Genomic DNA, 15,920 nt, shown 5'->3' on the forward strand with positions numbered 1-15,920 from the left:
CATCCACTTCGGCGGTTTTGATTAGACCAATCAGGCTCTGTATCTGATTACAAAGCGATTTCCGGAACGCCGATCAGGCAGAATTGATTGTAGAACTCAACGCTTACCTGTCTGCGGAGTGTCTATATACGCATCAATCAAAAATACGTCAACCCGACGATTCAAGGATTGCTCCTGCGGGTCGCGTGTGATGGTCCGTGGCTCAGCATCTCCCACTGAACTGACTATCAGTCGTTCGGGGGCAATTCCCTTGCCTTCAAGGTACTCCGCCACATTTTTGGCCCGATAGAAAGAGAGTTCCTGGGAATCCAGGAATTTTGAGTCCTTTGGCAAAGGCTCAGGCGAGGCATGCCCCCGTACGATCAGCCGATTGGGAGTCGGCAGCAACACTTCTGCAATCACATCCAGTTTTTTCTTCAGCGCAGGAGTCAACTCCGCAGAAAACCGATCAAAACAGGCAGCTCCCCCCAGAGTCACCTCGGTTCCCGTATTAATTCTTTCCACTGTCCTGAAGGGACCACCCCCTCCCGAAGAATCCGCTTTGCCCATTTTAGTTCCCCCGTCGGAGCTGGTCCCCTTGGAGGCAGGCTTACTGCGGTTACTGGTAGGATCCAGCGACTTTCCCGGCACGGCGGCTGTACCGTGATGCGTTCCGAATCGCTCCCGCAGCGAATCCAGCATGGCACGCACGGATCCTTCGTCGTTACGGATCTCACTCATGGACACCAGCATGATGAAGAAGGTCAGCAACAACGACATCATGTCACCATAGGTGACCACCCATTCCGGAACGCCAGGAGGTCCGTCTTCTTCAGGCATCGCCATCTGAATCGCCTCCTTTCCTTCGAAAGATTGAGAACATCAGGCAGCCTGACCGTCTTTGCTGACACGCTGGTCTGCCGGCAGGAAGGTATTCAGCTTCTGCTCAATCACGCGGGGATTATCCCCTTCCTGGATTGCAATCAGCCCTTTAATAATGACTTCCCGTACCTGGAATTCCTGTTTACTGTAATATGCCAGCTTGTCGGCGAAAGGGAGAAAAAACAGGTTCGACACCAGCGCCCCATACAGCGTCGTGATCAACGCCACCGCCATACCGGGGCCGATGGCCTCCGGGTCATCCATGTTCCCCAACATGATGATCAGCCCCATCAGGGTTCCGATCATCCCGAATGCCGGTGCATATCGACCAACCGTATCCATCAGAGATTTGCCGTTTTTATGACGGCCGGCCACAGCCTCCATTTCCGTGCGGAGAATCTGTTCCATGAGATCCACGTCGGTCCCGTCCACTGCCATCTGGACGCCGAGCAGAATGAAAGGATCCTCGATTTCCTCCGTTTTGGCTTCCAGAGCCAGAATACCGTCGCGACGGGCGATTTCAGCAAACTCAACGATCTGAGAAATCACGGGAGCCAGTTCCGGCTGGTTGGGGAAGAATACCTTCTTCAGCACCTTCGGAAACAGCAGCATCGCTGCCCCCGGAAAGGCAATGAAACAGGCTGCGATCGCCCCACCGACCACCACTGCAGCTGAGGGAATATCGATAAAGGCACTGAAGCTTGACCCTGGCGCAATAAAGATCGCCAGCAGCAGCAATATGATGCCTGAAACGAGTCCGCCGGCTGTTGCCTTATCCATTTCTAACAAAGTCCCTGATGTCAGTGGGCTCACTCAAATCCGGATCGTAGCAAACCGGAGAGCAGGCCCCTCACCATCACAAGTTATAATTGCTCAATCACTCAGAATCTGTCTCACAGCCCGGGTGCCAGTCGAATCGCACGCGAATAAGCGATTGCACGTTTTACTACTTCTTCTACGCTTTCCCGCACAATCAGGCGATCATCCGAAGTCAAAGTAATAAACGTGTCGGGTCTGCTCTCAATACTTTGAATCAGTTCCGCGTTGACAACAAACTCTTCACCATTCAGTCGGGTCAATTTGATCATGCCACCAGTCTCCCGGGGGCGGTGGTCAAACCAGCCCCTCTGCCGGAACCCTGCTTAACCATCCGATTAACGTCCCAGCACCAGCAGTTCGTCAACCAGCTGCTGTACGGAGCTGATCACACGGGCGTTTCCCCGATAGTTCGTGGAAGCCACGATCAGGTCAACCAGGTTTCGACCTACGTCGGTGTTGGAAAGTTCAATTGAACCGGCACGAATCGTACCGGCACCAAAGTTACCCGGCGTCACCAGGAATGGAGGACCGGAACTGACCCCTTCCTGGAACGTGGAGTTACCACTTTCCAGTAACCCCTGTGGGTTGGAGAACCGGGCCAGTGTCACCTGTCCCAGCGTCCGGATAATCCCGTTGTCAAACACGCCGTTAATAATCCCCGTTTCATCGATCACGAAACTGGACAGCGTTCCCGGATCCGAACCATCCTGCAGGTCCAGTTTCAAAGTACTCCCTGCCGACGCAGACGAAATACCGGAGATGTTCGAAAGGTCGATGGACACATCCATTTCATCAGCAGCGGTATTGACCCGGCTGATCCCGAATGTAGAAGGGGTGAAGTTAGTCACATTCCCCTTACTGTCGAATGTAATTGTTCCGTTGGACACCGCAACATCGCCGTCATTGTCATCAGCACTTTCAAGGAAATAACGGAAGACAGTATTGTTGGAAGATCGTGACTCCAGCGCGCTGGTCATTTTCATCGTCACCGGTTCACCCAGCGAGTCAAAAATCACGAAGTCAGTAATAGCACTTTCACCATTCGCAGACTCACTTTTCGTGAACGCCATCGGTACAGTTGAGCCATCAGAAGTAATATTACCAATGGTCACCGAGATATCATTCACGGTCCCGGTATTCCCTACGATCTGAAAAGCACCACCGGCAGTCACTGTCGCTCCTGGTTGAGCGCCTGTGGTCGCATCGTTGGGAATGCCGCCTCCATTCTGAATCCCCAGAGTCCGATCCAGGAAGCTGGCAAAATCAGCTGCAGTCGTGGTTGCCGTTACCTGCATCGTCAGAGCGTCCAGTGTCCGCCCCCCTTTGCTGGGTGTAAATGACAGTGTTTCTCCCAGAGTAAACAGCGGCGTACCAATCGTTTCTTCGATGTCGGTCAGCAATGTCGTACCAGTAATGGCAGCGTTCGCGTTCCCGGCATCGGTTAAGTTCCCTGTCGTCAAGATCGAGCCTTGGGTTCCAATTTCCCCGGTCGGCAGTAATGCACCACCAATCTCAACATTCTTGGTCGCCTGGGCCACGTTCAAGTCCCCGAGGGGAACTTTAATATCCGTCAGAGTGGTCTTCACCAGGTTAAAGTCTTCATCGACGCCATACCCCTGAACCAGATAACCGCTCTGGTTGGTCAACAGACTCGAACTGTTCAATTCAAAGTTACCATTCCGGGAGTAAACCTGACCGTCGGGGCTGTCCAGAATAAAGAAACCATCTCCCTGAATCGCGAGGTCGGAGGGGCTGGTACTGTTGGTCACACTACCCTGAGTGAAGTCTTTACGAATCGAAGCACTCAAGGCCCCCAGACCGATCTGTCGGGGGTTCGTACCGCCGTTTGAGGAGGATGGACGTGAACCCACACTTAAGGTTCGTGCAAGCTGCGTCGTAAACAGCACATTAGAGGCTTTAAAACCATTGGTGCCAGCGTTGGCAATATTGTTACCCAACACATCAATGCTGGTTTCATTCAGGCTCAGACCACCCAATGATGTATTTAATGCAGACGTCAATCCCATGACAACTCCTCGGTTGAATCAACCAGGTTAATACCCAATCCTTAGGTTCGTTTTTGCGCAGCATCAGTCAGAACCGTACTACAGCAGTATTCTGTGTATCGTCTAAACTGATCCTGATCATCTTCCCATTTTTCTTAAATTTCGGTCGGCTCAGGCAAGCTTCAAATGAAGCTGCTTCTGTAACCTCCGAAATATCATTCACTTGCAGGTTCCTGTACCGAGGTGATCGACGACACCGGCACTTCGGAATTACCAATGGCAACGTAGGCTTTGCTATCGCGTACGAAAGCACGTTCCACCACACCGGACACCGAGTTATCGGAACTGTCCTTCCCTTCCACCTGCTTACCGATCAGACCAGCGGCCTGAGTCAGCGACTGGCCGGTAGTAATCTCTTTCAGTGTATCTGACAGCTCGATATTCGATTGAAGTTCCCGCATGCTGGAAATCTGTCCCAGAAGTTCTTCATTCCCCATCGGGTTTGTCGGATCCTGGTTCTGCAATTCTGTAATCAGCAACTTCATAAAATTATCAGCGGTCAACCCATTGAAACCGACCTCACCAGCATCGACCACCTTCACGTTTGTGGAACTGCTGGCTCCACTGCTTCCGCTCACTGCATCGACTGCCATCCTGGCAACTCCTTAAATTCCGTTAACAAGGGGGGGGACTATTAGATCTGAACGTCGATTTCTTCGACGTTCTCGGTAGCGACTCCCTGCGATCGAGTCACATGGGGTCGGTTCTGTTCTTCCTGTTCGACATCCTCACGCTGTATGGTTTCGTCAGCATAGGCACGCTCATCGTGGCCCTGCTCTGCATCCCCCGACTGATCTGAGAAGTCGTTGGAATTAAAGTTGGCCCCTGACTGTTGCTGCGAATCAGACTGGGACGAGCGTTGATCCTCGCTGGAGTGGGTATTGATTTGCACATCGATCCGATCCAGCGAGACTCCAGTCTTCACCAGGGCTTCTTTCAGCTGGGCCAGGTTATCGTTAATGACTTTCTGGGCATGCCTGTTCTGAACTTCCAGTTTGGCCGAATACTCACCATTCTTCAGGGAGACCTCGATCTGCAGAGCCCCCAGTTCGGGTGGACTCAACCGGATTTTGAGCTGTTGCCCCGTCGATTGAGAATGCCGCACGGCACTCGCGATTCGCTCCATCAACTGTTCAACCTGTTTTGCGTCAACTACCGGACCGGTCGGAGCGGCTGCCTGACTCTCTGTGGCAACGTTCGTCGTCTGTCCCAGCCCTGTAGCAGGAGTCTGCGACTGATCGTGACTATTCTGATTACCGGCATGCTGTTCCTGGGCGAGCGGACCAGGTTTCGTTGCCTCGGTCAAGGCCTTCTGTAAGGCATCAGTCGCCGCTGACGCTGCTGCAGGATGCGGATTCGTGTGGTTCAGCGCACTCTGTTCCGGCAGAACCTTGTCACCATCGACCTGCTGTTCTGATTTTTTGTCTGTCGTCTCTGTTTTATCAGGTCCGGCATTCTCGGTCTGCTTCTGAACCTGATCAATCACTGCCTGCGCGACCTGTTGACCCGAATTCGCGTCAACCGCCTCCTGTCCCTGCTGCGGAAGATTTTCATTCGGATTCTGCTGCTGAGCTTTCAGATACCGTTGCTGCTGGGCAGCCTGTTGTGCTGCCTGGGCGACATCACTTTTCACGTTGCCTGAGTTTGAGTGCTCAGCCTGGGACTTTTGGATCGCAGCCTGCTGCTCATCAGCCTTCTTCCCCCCTTTGAGCTGCTCCGCTGACTCTACTGACTGCCCTTCCTCAGCAGCCTGCTGATCATCGGCAACAGCATCCATGATCTCCTTTGACTGCCCCGCGCCCTGGAGCTGCTGATCCCCCTCGACATCACCGGGAGTCTCATTCAGGGACGTTGTCTCAGTCTGATTCGTAGCGACTTCCTGAGTCTTGAGCAGCTCAGCCAACCCTTCTGGAATCGGCAGGGATTCAACTGGTCTGGTTTCCGTTACTTCGGTCTGCAGTTTGACCAGATTCTGATTCTCTGAGAACTGAAAATTGGCCGGCGGACGAATTTCCGTATCTCCGGTTGTCACTTCCTGTTCGAGTGTGGTTGCAGACGCGGCACTCTCCTGAAACAACGAATAGCGGGACGTCTTTTCCTTGACCGGCGTTCCCGAATCTACCGGGACGGCACTCTCATTGACTTCATCAGCAGCTGTCTTATCTTCTGTAGCAGGTTTCGTATCCTGAACTGTCGCTGACTGTTCAACAGCGCTCTGACCGGGTTCTACCGCATCATTACGATTTTCCTGAGAACGCGGCGTCTGCTGCTCTCGCTCTGCTGGTGTGGGTGTCTCACTGGCAGAACGTGCCTGCGGTGCTTGAGGCTCCGGACGACTCCGGTCTGATTGCACTTCGTTTGCAGTACGGGAATCTGGCTGTGGTTTTTCAGATGTAGACCGCTGCTGCTTTTGTGACAGTGAGTCCGCAAGCTGCTTGCGATAAGTAGAGTCGGTGGAACGAGTTGCTTCTCGCTGCAAACCGAGGTTCTGCCTGCCGTACTGACTCACATCTGGCGTCTGCAAATCCAGCAGGGAAAACTTGGGAGCGTCTGGCATTCCTCATCACCTCAGAGTTAAACAGGTATCCGAATACAATCGCCTTCAGTCCTCCAGAGAGAACTGCGCAGTGGTGAACGCGACAGGAATCGACGAATTCACCACTATCATATTCGACAGGATTAACCCTGGGACATGACGTCAGAATACGTAATATAGAACAATTTTAGCGAAAAACCGCATTAGTCCGATTCAGGAGCAGTAGCTGTCAACCAGCTGAGAAAATACCAGACCGCGCTTCAGTTCTGAGAGAGTTGATCCAGGGTGTCGTCAGCGAAACTCCGGAAGGGCTCGTCCTGTGACATCTGTTTAAAGATTTCCTTCCCGCGTTTGATCACCATCGGATCCGGGGCCACCAGGAATTCCTTGAGCAGCTTAGCAATAAATTTGCCATCCATGCCCTTCAGCAGTTGCAGATTCTCTTCCAGTGAGACCTGCATCAGATACTGCACCGCATCACCAGACGGCAACGCCGTCAACACGGACTGTGTCTTTTTCGTCGCGACACTCTGGCTCTGTTCTTTCAACAGAGCCAGCTCTTCCTCAAATTTCAGCTTGGCTGCTTCAAAGGCCAGCCGATCCTGTTTCAAAGCATCGGAAGACTGCGTGATCGAGCTTTTCAGCATATCGATTTCATCTTCACGGGCCACCAGTTCCAGAATCCGCATGGCCCGTTTTTCCGTCACTTCGTCCCGGGAGGGCAGCACCGTTTCATCTTCGACCAGTTCCACATCATCCAGAGTCTGACCGGTTACGATCAGTCGAATATCTTTCACAGCGTCTGCATTCAGATGACCCCGGAACCAGAGAAAGCCTACCCCCAGCAGCTGCGAAATGATCGTAGCCACACAGAACACGCTGACAATCACAGCCAGAGAACGCATCATCGAAGACCTCCCGACTGCTGTGTCGCGGCCCAGGTTTCTTCCAGTTCCAGAGATTCTTTACGGATCTGGGCAAACTGAAATGCCTCGCGGTGCTTGTCTGACAGTTTTTCCATCGCCTTGACTTCCTGCTCCGCTTTCGCCAGAGCCTGTCTGCAGGCAGTCAGCTGCTTTTCTAAAAGCCGTCGATTTGCCTGAACCGTCCGTAACTGTGCCTGTAACTGTCCTACATAAGAACGCAGGTTCGCACCGGCATCAATGTCTACACGTCCCGGTTCCTGTCGCTGACGGATCTCCTGAATCTGTTCCTGCCGGAGTGCATCCAGGCGCTGGGACTCCTCGACCAGACGCTGATCAGCCTGCAGAATCTCCCCGAGCAGCTGACGGCAGAGACTGCGTTTATGCCGTCGCATTTTCAGAACAGATTCAAATTGAAAGCGAAATTTTTTCATAATCGCAAACTCAGGTCAGAGTCAGATTTCCGTTGATCTTCAGTTCAGATTGCCCGCTGCCTCAGCCGGAGACATTACGTCTGCAGCTGCTTCAGGACCTTCTGTATGCATCGGTTTGAGCTGTTCCATCCGTGCAGTCAGGTTGGCCAGTCCCTGGTTTGCCAGGTCAAAGTTCGAGTTTTCCGTATTCCCCTGCTGCAGGAATTCATTCCAGATTGGTCGCAGTTTAATCGCCAGGTCAACTTCCGCATTCGAGCCCGTCTGATACGCGCCAATCGAAATCAAATCTTCAGACTGCTGATAAGCGGCCATCAGTTTTTTCAGCTGTGACGCGGCCGCCTGATGAGACGGTGTAGTTATGTCATTCATCGAACGACTGATACTCTGCAATACATCAATCGCAGGCCAGTGAGATTCGTGAGCCAGTTTACGCGACAGCATGATATGGCCATCCAGGATCCCGCGCACGGTATCTGAAATCGGCTCATTCGCATCGTCGGCTTCAACGAGCACGGTGTAGAAACCGGTAATACTACCTGAATCGGTCCGACCACTCCGTTCCAGCAGTTTGGGCAGGAGAGAAAACACGCTGGGGGGATAGCCACGGGTCGCTGGAGGCTCACCGGCTGCCAGGCCGATTTCCCGTTGTGCCAGTGCATAGCGGGTCACACTGTCCATCATCAGCAGCACGTCTTTGCCACTATCGCGGAAGTATTCCGAGACGGCGGTTGCCAGATGCGCGGCGCGCAGACGAATCAACGCCGGTTCATCACTCGTTGCCACAATGACCACACTGCGGGACAGTCCTTCCGGGCCCAGGTCGCGATCCAGGAACTCTCGGACTTCACGACCTCGCTCACCCACCAGGCAGACCACATTCACATCCGCAGAACTCTGGCGGGCCATCTGTCCCATCAAGGTACTTTTTCCTACACCGCTGCCCGCAAAGATCCCCAGACGCTGACCTTTGCCACAGGTGAGTAACCCATCGATAGTCCGAATACCTGTGCTCAAGGGTGTATCGATTCGCGGACGATCCAGGGGCGAAATCGGTTTCGCCTTCAGATTGGCCCGTTCCGCAAGCATGGCCTGGTTTTTGCCATCGATACAACGTCCGCGTCCATCGAGAACACGTCCCAGAATTTCATCCCCCACCGCTACGGCAGGGACAGACTGAATCAGTGACACACGGTCGCCACGACGAATTCCGGTCAGTTCTTCGTAAGGCAGTAAAAGCGTTTCTTCATCCTGGAAGCCGACGACTTCCGCTTCGATGGCGTGACCATTTTCCCGATCGATGGCGCAAACGGCCCCCAGCGGTGCCGGAAATCCGGAGACCGAAGCCGTCAGTCCCACGACACGGGTCACCCTGCCTGTCAGGCGAAAGGGCAAAATCTGTTTTATCTGCTGGGATACATCAAACATCCGAAAAAACTATTCCTGATTCTGAATGATCAGTTCCTCTGAAATTCGCTCGAGTTGCGTTTTCAGGGTCGCGTCAATCGTGCCATGCTGCGTCTCGACAATACAACCACCGGGAGAAATTGTTTCGTCCTCTATGATCTCACAACTCTGACAGCCGGTTAAATTACTGATGAAAGTTCTGGTGTTCTGCCCCAGGTGTTCGACATCGACAGGATTCAGATGAAATCGAATCTGCTGCGTGCCGGAAGCAAGCTTCAGCGCTTCACTCATCATGGGACGCACCGACTCAGGCTTCGCATTCAGTTCCGCGCGGATGACTTTCTCGGCAATCCCCAGGCAGATTTCGACGGCACTCTTATCCCAGATCTGTCTCCAGTTCACACGTTCGTGCTGCAAGGCTTCCACGGCCTGCTGCATCGCGGGATAAACGGTTCCCAGTTGCTCCTGAACCATCTGGCTGGCCCGTTCCTCGGCCCGGGTCTGTACCACTTGCTCCTGTTCCTTCTGTGCTTCGATCACCCCTTGCTGATGACCTTCCTGGTAGGCAGTCTGTCTGATCTGTTCCGCTTCCTGCTGCGCATCCAGAATCATCTGTCGCGTCTGATCGCGCACCTGCTGAATGTAGTCTTCGCATCGTTTTTCGATGTCGTTAAAGCTGTAAGCCACCTTCGAACCCAATGCTCGAAAGGCCTCTGCTTTTAACAGTTTTGCTGTTTCCAGTTCCGCCATAATTCCATCTTTATCTGTATTCTGTCAGGCGACCTCTGCGTCCAGAACCGTTTGACATCAAACTCGTTCCCTGATCGGAATCAGGTAATGTACTGTTCGCTTTCGCTTCCGGAGGCAACTTCAATCTCACCTGCATCTTCCAACCGCCGCACGCTGTCGACAATCTGTTGCTGAACGGCTTCGACATCGCTGACCTTGATCGGCCCCAGGTATTCCATTTCTTCCCGCAGCATGTCAGCCGCCCGTTGTGACAGATTACTGAGCACCTTCTGCTTGATCTCATCGGAGGCTCCCTTGAGAGCCACCGCCCACTGGTTGGTATCCACCTCTTTGAGCAGAGCCTGAATGGCCTTGTTGTCAAGTTTGACCAGGTCGTCAAAGACGAACATCAGTCTTCTGATCTCGTCCGCCAGATCAGGTGTCTCCTGGTCCATATTCTCCAGAATCCCCTTGTTGGTCATCCGGTCGGTCACGTTCAGGATTTCAGCCACCAGTTCTACGCCACCTGCCTTTTCGGTTCCCTGGCTGAATGTATTTTTCATTCGATGCTCCAGGCTCTTCTCAACGTCACGAATGACTTCCGGGCTGGTCTGCTCCATATTGGCAATCCGCTTGATCACATCCATCTGCTTGTTGGAAGGGAGCCCTGCCAGCACTTCTGCCGCCAGGTTACTGGGCAGATGCGACATGATCATGGCAATGGTCTGCGGGTGCTCTTCGATGATAAAGGTCAGCAGGTTTGCCGCTCCGGACTTCTGTAGAAACCCGAAAGGAACCGAGTTCATCGTCTGGTTGATACTGTCCAGGATCGAACCGGCGCCTTCTTTGCCCAGCGACTGTTCCAGCAGTTCATTCACCGCATCCAGACCGCCCCGTTCCATATTGGTTTGCTCACTACTCAGTGAAGTGAACTCGTTCAACACACTGGACTGCTGCTCTTTGGTGACATCCTGCATCCGGGCAATCATCATCGTCACTTTTTCGACATCATCTTTGGACATCAGACTTAAGACCTCTGCAGCCAGCGGTTTGTCCAGACTCAGTAACAGCACAGCTGCTTTTTGGAGATCATCCATGTTTCTATCCACTCTTTAACTGTATTGCTGATCGGCTCCCGAAGGAGCACCTGTCTACGACTTGGACTGAATCCACTTCCGCAGCACCAGGGCTGCGGCTTCCGGATTGTCGCGTACGAGCAACTGCACTTCATCCCGCTGCGTCGGTTCCCTGCGGGGGCGAATCTCTTCCTCTTCGTCATCCGAGGGAGCTGGTTTCTCGCGAGGCATGTTTACTTCCTCCGTATTGACTTCTTCAATCTCCGGCATACTCTTATTGAGCATCCAGAGTGCCCAGAGTGCGAACAGACCCAGGCCGATCGTGCTGCCCCACTGGCTCACAAACTCACCTACGGTTTCCGTGATCGGCAGCGCCACCTCCGGCACCTGCTGATCTACGCGAACGAACGAGGCAACGCTCACAGAATTCTCAGCCGACTGGGAAGGAATCAGTTTCTGAACCTGTTTCTGTATGCTGGTTTCCACCTCGGCTTTGATCGTATCGGTCGCCTGCTTGAAGGTGGCCAGATCCGCATCCGACTCTCCCTTCTGGATGCCCCGTTTGACTGCGACGGCAGCGTAATAGTCTTCGGGAATGGATATTGAAACCTGAACCGTGTTCGGCATCGCAGCCACAAATTCTTTTTCCGTCCAGGTGAAGGAAGGTGCCGACAGCGATTCTGAATTCGTTTCGGTTACTTTCTCGCTCTTCTCATTACCACGTGCCACCGATAGCGAATTGGGTTGATTGGAACGGGCTCCGGGTTCGGCTCGGGCCGGCTTCTGCGTGATGTTCCGCTCAGTCGACTGCTCTTTCGACTGCAGTGCGACTGTGCCATCGGTGTTGATTTCCTGTTTACGTTCAACGTAGCGCTTCAGATTTTCCACATCGACATTCACATTCACGATCACATCGGGAATGTAAGAGAGGGAATCCAGAATCTTGGTCTGGTAGTTCCGGGTATGCTTGTTGACCCAGCTGATGAACTTACCATCGAAGGCGGCATTCTTATCTTCCGCGGTGTAAGAGTTTCCGGTCGACTGGTCGAAGACAGTCACCGATTCCGCAGTCAGGTCAGGTACCATGGTAGAGACCGCTGCCCGCAGGCTGCTCGCCAGGGTGGGAGAGAGTTCCCGCCCGGGACGTGGCTTGACCATCACGGTTGCCGTGACTTCGGGAGTGGTATTATTCCAGCGAAGCCGTTTCTTGGAACGGGCCCACATCACACTCGCATCTTCAATTGAGGGGATGGCCCGGATCATTCTTCGCAGCTGATTCCCTAAAGCGATATCCCGCATGACCTGCAACTGGTCCTTGCTGACGAACATGCTCGATTTTTCAAACTGCTCCTGCCATTCGGATGCCCAGTCAGTCGGTAGCCCGCCCCCTTCGATCAGCGCTGCATTGTAGCGGGTCACTTCGGACTGCGGGACCATGATCCGCTGTCCTTTCCGGTTGAAATCGGTCAGCCCCGCCCGCAGCAGGACTTCTTCAGCGTGAATCACACCTTCCGTGGTGAAATCTTTCCCCAGCGAAAGTGACACATAACTGGATTGACTTTCGCGAAAGAACAGGAAGCCGAACGCGACCATCATCAACAGAGGGACGGCCAGCAGAATCGCCCGCTGACTGCCCGTCATGTTCTGATATAAGCTGGCGAACTGTTGATATATTTTTTTTATCGTATCCATACCGGGGGAACCAATCGACTAGTCCATGTCAAAATGGTAAGAAAATCACTTTTGAGTGCGGTTGATCAGAGCTGCATCCGCTGCACTTCGTTATACGCTTCCAGCAGCTTATTTCGCATCTGCACCATCATCTTCAGGGCCAGATCCGCCTTCTTCACCGAAGTAAAGACTTCCGCCTGGGTGATATCACCTCCCAGCAGTCCTTTTTCAATAGCCTGCTGCGAATCGAGCTGGATCTGATTGGCGTTATGCAGTGAGTCCAGCATCAGTTCCTTGAAGGATGGACCGCCCGTTGGATTGGCAGTGCCTGCTTCCTGAATGCCTGTCGGGGGAATCCCCGGCACAAATGCATTTCCGATATGACTGATGGAATTCGTCATCCTGTTCCCTTCCCTGAGATCAGATGAAGTTGAATTATTACGATAATGAAAGTCTCACCTCAGGCCAGGATCCGCAACGATGTATTAAACATTTCTTTCGACATCTGCATTGCGGAAATATTGGCCTCGTAGGAACGTCCTGCCTCCATGGCATTGACGAACTCGTTGACCATATCAATGTTAGGATAGGTAACATTCCCATCCTGGTCTGCATGAGGATGGCCGGGATCATACGTTTTTCTTAAAGGTGTGTCTGTATCAATTTTTACATGATATTGAACACCGACTCCCGTCTTCTCCTGATCCAGGCTCTCCGTATCCGCCTGAAAGGTCACAATCCGGCGATAATAGGGCTCTTTGTCGCTGGCAGGGTCATAAGACACATTCACTGCAGCGATATTACCTGCAATTGTGTTCATTCTCTGACGCTGTGCCACCAGAGCACTGCTGCTGATATCAATTCCCTTAAACATACCTCGCTCCTTTACCCGATCTTCCTGAGTTCACTCAGATTACAGGCCTTAAGCTCTTTCAGAGATTACCGTTAACAGCTGATTCATCTGAGCCATCATGGTCTCAACCGCAAACTGCTGCATCAGCGAGTTTTTGGTCATATGCATCACCTGTGCTTCAATGCTCCGATTATTATCATCATTAAAGGTCAGATTCTGAGGCGACGTTTCCCGGGCCTCGTACAAACTCCGTGGAAACAGTCTCTGCAGCTCTGTTTCCGGATTTCGTGTCTCTCCCAGCGTCACCGGCATCGACAGCGACGAACGGTTGGCAGGCTGAGCCAGCTTTTCCTGCAACTGAACGGCTTCCTGCAATGCCTGCTGAAATTCGGCCACAGGCAGATCGCGCATCTTGTACCCGGGGGTATCAATATTCGCGATATTTCCCGCCAGAACTTCCTGCCGACGCTCTGAGAATGCGGCCATTTTCTCCAGCAGTGGCAACGAATTCGAATTCAGAATCTGATCTAACATGATTTACACCTTCATAAACAATAAACGCTGCCGCTGGTCAGGCTGCACGCCGGACCGTGAAGTTCCGTTTTGAATCTGGGCCTCCCCGTGGCGGGTAGCCGTATGATCTCAGTTTTCCTGAAAGTGTTCTCAAGCCGATGTCCAGCATCTGGGCCGTATTCTCACGGTTACCCCCACAACGGGCAAAGGTACTTTCAATCAACTTCTGTTCCATTTCACGCAAGGTCATACCGACCATTGCCTCGGGATCGGCCAATGCCTCGGATCCAATCCAGGGCTGCAGGCTGGCAGCATCCAGGCGAGGACCGTTGTCGACTCGACTGATATGCTGAATCAGGTTTCTGAGTTCCTGCACATCGCCGGTCCAGTTGTGCCGCTTCAGGGTTTCCAGGCCATCCAGTGTCAGCAGCTTGGGAACAGTCCCCTCGCTGCGGGCAACTTCGCTCAACAGGTACTCTGTGAGCAATGCCAGATCTTCCCTGCGATCATTCAACCGTGGAACCGAAATCGTCGTTTCACCCAGCACAGAAGCCAGTTTACGCTTGAACTGATTTTGAGCAACCAGTTCGGTCAGCGGAACATGACTTAACGTCAACAGTCGGCAGTTGAGTTTTTTGAGCAGACCGTCTTCGGGAGAGAGATACTCTTTCCGTTCCACGATTTTTAGAACCGCCGCCTGTACCGGCAGAGAGGCGAGCTGCATCTGATCCAGTACCAGGGTCCCCCCTTCGGCCTGCTCGAGGCGACCGGGGTTCCACTTGGGCTCATCGGTGTAGCTGCTCTGCTCATCAGTAAAATACCCCAGCAGTTCCCGCTCAACATTTTCAATCGTGAGGCTGCTGCAGTTCACCTTGATAAAAGGTCGCGTCTCCAGAAACATGGCATCATGAATCATCTCCGCCACCAGTGCTAATTCCGTCCCCGGAGCGCCCTGCACCAAAACGGGAGTCAGCAGATGAATCGTGTCGGCAATCCGGTCACGAAGTGTCTGGATAGCCTGACTGTAGCCGATCAGCTTACGCGTTGATCGCGTATTCAGTTCCTGAATCAGTCCGGTACACTTTCGCGACAGACGAGAATATCTGATCGCGGAATCGAGCAGACGGCCGATACTCTCCAGCGAGTCTTCCGGCTTCAATTCTGCAAAAGGAACCATGCCTGCCAGACTCCCCGTTCCGCCTGCTTGTCGAGCATCAGGAGTCTGTCCGGCGATGAAAGCGGGATAAAACAGTACCGGGATCAAGCTCTGCTCGGGAAGTGTCTCTGCCTTGAAGGCGTACTCAGCAATCCCTTTCGCATCGAGCAAGACACAAACATCTGCCTCGGAGTGCAGTGGTGCCGGAGACAGCACGATCTCTGCCAGCGGCACGACCGTGTAGCCCAGATTTGACAACTGCGTACAGATTTCCAGTCGGCGGATCCGATCTTCGGATACGACCTGGATCACGCCGCGTGATGTTACCTGATGAATCATACTCTGCTTCATTATTAAAAACCAATCTCTGAAAGATTAACGTTACGTATTGTTCTAAGCGACCGTTACTGGTCGATATTTAAATGGCGATGCGTCACCGGGGCCAGGTTATCCCGGTAGGCTTCACCCACTCTGCCCCCCTGGTTGAGTGACTTTAACTGCTCACGAGTCTGATCGCGTCGATGCACCATCGACTGCGTGCTGGTATCTTCGTTCTGCAACAACTCGGACAGAACTGCCTCCGATTGTTGTAATATGGCTTCACAGGTTTCCCGCTGCTCTGTTGGCAGTTGATCCCGGTCGGCCTTCCATTTTTCCCAGAGCTGAGGCAACTGCCGGGTATACTGATCCAGTTGTCCCAGCAACCGCTGTTTCTGTCCCAGAACATCCAGCAGCTGAGTGTAATCATCCTGCTCGATCAGTTCCTGCTGCTGAAGAGAGAGCTTCAACAGGGCCCTGGAGTATTCCAGACGCACTGCAAACAGTTTGGGATAATCAATCATGTGTGTTGAAGTCATAACACTATTAACATTTTTCTAA

General features: G+C 52.9%; 17 protein-coding genes. All 17 read right to left on the reverse strand.

Annotated elements, in window-relative coordinates; genetic code table 11:
• Nucleotides 1–96: 96 nt before the first annotated feature.
• On the reverse strand, nt 97–825 hold the full coding sequence (locus tag RID21_RS03270) for an OmpA/MotB family protein (RefSeq protein ID WP_350187152.1): 729 nt from the start codon (nt 823–825) through the stop codon (nt 97–99).
• Nucleotides 826–861: 36 nt separating this feature from the next.
• Nucleotides 862–1,641: a motility protein A gene (locus tag RID21_RS03275; RefSeq protein WP_145183145.1), complete on the reverse strand. Its 780-nt coding sequence runs from the start codon at nt 1,639–1,641 to the stop codon at nt 862–864.
• Nucleotides 1,642–1,754: 113 nt separating this feature from the next.
• Nucleotides 1,755–1,949 (reverse strand): flagellar FlbD family protein, encoded by a 195-nt coding sequence (locus RID21_RS03280; protein WP_145039414.1) that lies wholly within the window; start codon nt 1,947–1,949, stop codon nt 1,755–1,757.
• Nucleotides 1,950–2,015: 66 nt separating this feature from the next.
• Entirely contained in the window at nt 2,016–3,707 is a 1,692-nt protein-coding gene (locus RID21_RS03285) for a flagellar hook-basal body complex protein (RefSeq protein WP_350187153.1), read from the reverse strand.
• A 194-nt stretch (nt 3,708–3,901) separates the two neighbouring features.
• Complete coding sequence (locus RID21_RS03290; protein ID WP_350187154.1) at nt 3,902–4,339, reverse strand: flagellar hook capping FlgD N-terminal domain-containing protein; 438 nt, start codon at nt 4,337–4,339, stop codon at nt 3,902–3,904.
• Nucleotides 4,340–4,380: 41 nt separating this feature from the next.
• Nucleotides 4,381–6,303, reverse strand: a complete 1,923-nt coding sequence (locus RID21_RS03295; protein WP_350187155.1) for a flagellar hook-length control protein FliK — start codon at nt 6,301–6,303, stop codon at nt 4,381–4,383.
• A gap of 239 nt (nt 6,304–6,542) precedes the next feature.
• A complete protein-coding gene (locus RID21_RS03300) occupies nt 6,543–7,190 on the reverse strand; it encodes a hypothetical protein (protein WP_350187156.1) in 648 nt (215 codons plus the stop codon).
• Nucleotides 7,187–7,639 (reverse strand): flagellar export protein FliJ, encoded by a 453-nt coding sequence (locus RID21_RS03305; RefSeq protein WP_350187157.1) that lies wholly within the window; start codon nt 7,637–7,639, stop codon nt 7,187–7,189. The genes RID21_RS03300 and RID21_RS03305 overlap by 4 nt, the downstream gene beginning before the upstream one ends.
• Nucleotides 7,640–7,678: 39 nt before the next feature.
• A complete protein-coding gene (locus RID21_RS03310; RefSeq protein ID WP_350187158.1) occupies nt 7,679–9,064 on the reverse strand; it encodes a FliI/YscN family ATPase in 1,386 nt (461 codons plus the stop codon).
• 9 nt (nt 9,065–9,073) lie between these two features.
• Nucleotides 9,074–9,793 carry a FliH/SctL family protein gene (locus RID21_RS03315; RefSeq protein ID WP_350187159.1) on the reverse strand — a complete coding sequence of 240 codons (720 nt, stop codon included), beginning with the start codon at nt 9,791–9,793 and terminating at the stop codon, nt 9,074–9,076.
• 80 nt (nt 9,794–9,873) lie between these two features.
• Entirely contained in the window at nt 9,874–10,869 is a 996-nt protein-coding gene (gene fliG / locus RID21_RS03320) for a flagellar motor switch protein FliG (protein WP_350187160.1), read from the reverse strand.
• A gap of 54 nt (nt 10,870–10,923) precedes the next feature.
• Nucleotides 10,924–12,540 (reverse strand): hypothetical protein, encoded by a 1,617-nt coding sequence (locus RID21_RS03325; protein WP_350187161.1) that lies wholly within the window; start codon nt 12,538–12,540, stop codon nt 10,924–10,926.
• A 65-nt stretch (nt 12,541–12,605) separates the two neighbouring features.
• A complete protein-coding gene (gene fliE / locus RID21_RS03330; RefSeq protein WP_350187162.1) occupies nt 12,606–12,920 on the reverse strand; it encodes a flagellar hook-basal body complex protein FliE in 315 nt (104 codons plus the stop codon).
• Nucleotides 12,921–12,979: 59 nt separating this feature from the next.
• A complete protein-coding gene (gene flgC, locus RID21_RS03335; RefSeq protein ID WP_145039389.1) occupies nt 12,980–13,393 on the reverse strand; it encodes a flagellar basal body rod protein FlgC in 414 nt (137 codons plus the stop codon).
• Nucleotides 13,394–13,441: 48 nt separating this feature from the next.
• A complete protein-coding gene (locus RID21_RS03340) occupies nt 13,442–13,906 on the reverse strand; it encodes a flagellar basal body rod protein FlgB (protein ID WP_350187163.1) in 465 nt (154 codons plus the stop codon).
• Nucleotides 13,907–13,943: 37 nt separating this feature from the next.
• Nucleotides 13,944–15,380, reverse strand: coding sequence for a sigma-54-dependent transcriptional regulator (locus RID21_RS03345; RefSeq protein WP_350187164.1), 1,437 nt, complete (start codon nt 15,378–15,380; stop codon nt 13,944–13,946).
• A gap of 65 nt (nt 15,381–15,445) precedes the next feature.
• Nucleotides 15,446–15,898, reverse strand: coding sequence for a hypothetical protein (locus RID21_RS03350; RefSeq protein WP_350187165.1), 453 nt, complete (start codon nt 15,896–15,898; stop codon nt 15,446–15,448).
• Nucleotides 15,899–15,920 lie beyond the last annotated feature (22 nt).

It is taken from the genome of Gimesia sp., assembly GCF_040219335.1.
Classification (GTDB): domain Bacteria; phylum Planctomycetota; class Planctomycetia; order Planctomycetales; family Planctomycetaceae; genus Gimesia.